This window comes from Moorena sp. (genome assembly GCF_982860115.1).
On the sequence record NZ_CEYLVT010000401.1, the window covers coordinates 1 to 3,472 of the forward strand.

At 49.2% G+C, this 3,472-nt stretch carries 1 protein-coding gene; it reads left to right on the plus strand.

From position 1 onward, the window contains the following. The coding region (locus AC4II3_RS32025) for a GAF domain-containing protein (RefSeq protein ID WP_490723027.1) at positions 1 to 3,376 on the plus strand (3,376 nt) is incomplete at its 5' end. Positions 3,377 to 3,472 lie beyond the last annotated feature (96 nt).

The following is a 3,472-nucleotide window of genomic DNA, read 5'->3' on the forward strand; positions in this document are numbered from 1 at the left end:
TATACTGGCTCAGATGGGCCGACAATTTGGGGTTGGCCTCCAGCAAACGGAGTATGTTGAGCAACTGCGAGCACAATCCAAGCAACTGCTATTGGCTGCAGACCTAGAAAAATCAGCGGTCAAAATCATCAACAAGATCCGGCAATCTCGGAAACTGGATACCATTTTCAAGACCACAACCATAGAAATTCGTAAGCTTCTGATGGCTGACCGGGTGGGTCTGTTTCGCTTTGACCCTGAGTCCGGTTTTAATGATGGACAGTTGGTGTCTGAAGATGTAGTCAATGGGTACGATGCTATCTTTGGTAGCAAGATTCATGACCATTGCTTTAGTGAACAGTATTCCCAGCACTATGTCGAAGGACGAGTACATGCAGTTGCTGATATCTACAATGGGGACCTCAGTGATTGCTACATTGAGCTGCTCGCTCAGTTTCAAGTCCGGGCTAACCTGGTGGTGCCATTGCGTAAAGGACCATTACTGTGGGGATTGTTGTGCATTCACCAATGCAGTCAGCCCCGTCAATGGCAGGAGTATGAGATTGATTTTGTCAAGCAGATTGCCCTACACTTTGAAGTTGCTCTACAACAAACAGAGTACCTGGCCCAAGTAGAGGCCAAATCCACCCAGGTCGCTAAAACCGCACGGATCGAGCGAGGGGTAGTTAGAATCATCAACAAGATCGGTCAGTCTCGAAACCTCGATACCATTTTCAAGACAACTGCTATCGAAATTCGTAAGCTTCTTCAGGTTGACCGGGTGGGTGTATTTCGGTTTTACCCTAACTCTGGCTTTGATGATGGGGAATTGGTATCTGAGGATGTGGCATCAGGCTACGATGCCATGCTAGGAATCAAAGTTAACGACCACTGCTTTGGTGAACAGTATGCCCCTCACTACACCGAAGGACGAGTGCAAGCGGTTGCTGATGTGTACAATGCTGGACTGAGTGATTGCCATATTGAGCTGCTAGCTCAGTTCCAAGTCCGGGCTAATCTAGTTGTCCCCCTACTTCAAGGACCATTATTGTGGGGATTGTTGTGCATTCACCAATGCAGTCAGCCTCGTCAATGGCAGGAGTATGAGATTGATTTTGCCAAGCAGCTTGCTCTGCACTTTGGGGTAGCCCTACAGCAATTGAGCTACCTCGATCAAGTGGAGGCCAAATCCCATCAGCTTGGCCAAGCTGCTGTGCGGGAACGAGTAGTAGCAAGCCTTAGCAACCATTTGTCCCAGTCTGTAGATGTTTACAGTATCTTCCAGAGTATTACCAAAGAGTTGCGGCAAGTGTTGGGAGCTGACCGGGTAGTAATCTATAAATTCAACTCCGACTGGAGTGGTCAATTTGTGGCTGAATCCGTTGCCCCTGGCTGGATTTCTTTGATCACTGAACAAGAAAGAGACGACCGCCTTAAGGTGGATACAACGGCTTCTGAGCGCTGCACCGTTACAGCCTTGACTGTTAATTCTCGTAATCATGTTGATACCTGCTTGCAAGACACCCAGGGTGGGGACTTCGCCCAAGGTGACCGGTTCAAGAAGGTTGATGACATCTATGCCATGGGTTTCTCTCCCTGCTACATCAACACTCTGGAACAGTACCAAGCCAGGGCATATCTGATTATGCCGATTTTCCAAGGTGAAAAGCTCTGGGGGCTGCTGGCAGCTTACCAAAATACGGGAACCCGTCAGTGGCTTGATACCGATGTCACCCTGATGCTCCAGATTAGTAATTCCCTGGGATTAGCCTTGCAGCGATCCCATTACCTAGATCAGTTACGAGCCCAATCTAGCCAACTCAGCAAAGCAGCTCAAATTGCTCAGGGGGTAACCAAAATAGTCGGTAAGCTATTCCAGTCTCGGGAGGTAACGAAAATCTATGGTATCACCACCCAAGAAGTCCGGCAGCTGCTCAAATGCGATCGCGTAGCCGTCTATCAATTCAATCGAGATTGGACTGGTCAGTTTGTGGCTGAGGCAGTTGCCACCGGTTGGTTACCATGGGTGGGAGCGGATATGGAAGCTTTCTGGCCCGATACTTATCTACAAGACACCCAGGGCGGTCGGTATCGCAATCGTGAAAGCTTGGCAGTTGATGACATTTACACCTTTGGTTATTCTGACGGTTACCTAGAAACCTTAGAGCAATATGAGGTTAAGGCTTATATGCTGGCACCGATTTTTATCGAAGGAACCTTATGGGGTTTACTAGGTACCTACCAAAATACTGGTGCTCGTGACTGGCAAGAGTTTGAACTCAACGCCCTGGCTCAGATTGGGGTACAAGTGGGGGCAGCCCTGCAACAGGCTGAGTATCTCGCACAAATCCAGAACCAGTCCCAGCAGCTGACCAATGCCGCACAACGGGAGAAAGCCGACAAAGAAGCAGTACAGCGGGAGGTAATGCAGTTGCTCTCAGCCGTGCGACCAGCTCTAGAAGGAGACCTCACCGTCCGAGCTCCGGTCACCAACAATGAAGTCGGTACCATTGCTGATGCCTACAACAACACTTTACAAAGCCTGCGCCGGATCGTGACTCAAGTGCAACAAGCCTCCAGGAAAGTTGCCCAAACGTCTGTTGACAGGGAATCAAACATTGCTTTGCTTACAGCCCAAGCCCAGCAACAATTTATGGCTCTTGGTCAAGCCTTAGAGCAAATCCAGACCATGGTTAATTCTACAGACGCTGTTGGTCAGAGTGCTCAACTCGTAGAAGTGGCAGTCCAAACCGCTAACCAAACCCTCCAGGAAGGGGATGCAGCAATGAACCGTACTGTAGATGGAATTCTCGAAATCCGGGAGACAGTGGCCGAAACCAGCAAACGGCTCAAGCGTCTCAGCGAATCGTCCCAGAAGGTTTCGAGGGTAGTAAACCTGATTAGTAATTTTACCAATCAGACCCAATTGCTAGCCTTGAATGCAGCCATTGAAGCCACCAGGGCCGGTGAGTACGGACGGGGTTTTGTCGTTGTTGCCGATGAAGTGCGTTCTCTAGCCCGTCAGTCAGCGGAAGCCACCACTGAGATTGAGCAGTTGGTGCAGGATATCCAGAAGAGTACCGCTGAGGTGTCTACAGCCATGGATAAAGGTATTCAACAGGTTGCCCAAGGAACTGCAATGGTACAAGATACCCGTCTAACTCTCAATGCCATTGTTGACGCCACCAGCCAAATCAGCCAGCTTGTAGAGGGTATTACCCAAGCCACCCAGGTACAGACCCAAGAGTTCCAATCCGTGACCACTACCATGACTGAGGTCGCAGGAATTGCCAACAAGACCTCTTCCGATGCCATGGAAATTTCTACCTCTTTCCAAGAACTCCTAGCCATGGCGAAGAATCTTCAAGCCAGTGCTGATCAGTTCAAGGTTGAGTAGTCAAAAGCCATTGCTAAAACGCATTTCAAATGAATTTTAGCAAGGCAAAAGGCAAAAGGCAAAAGGCAAAAGGCAAAAGGCAAAAGGCAAAAGGCA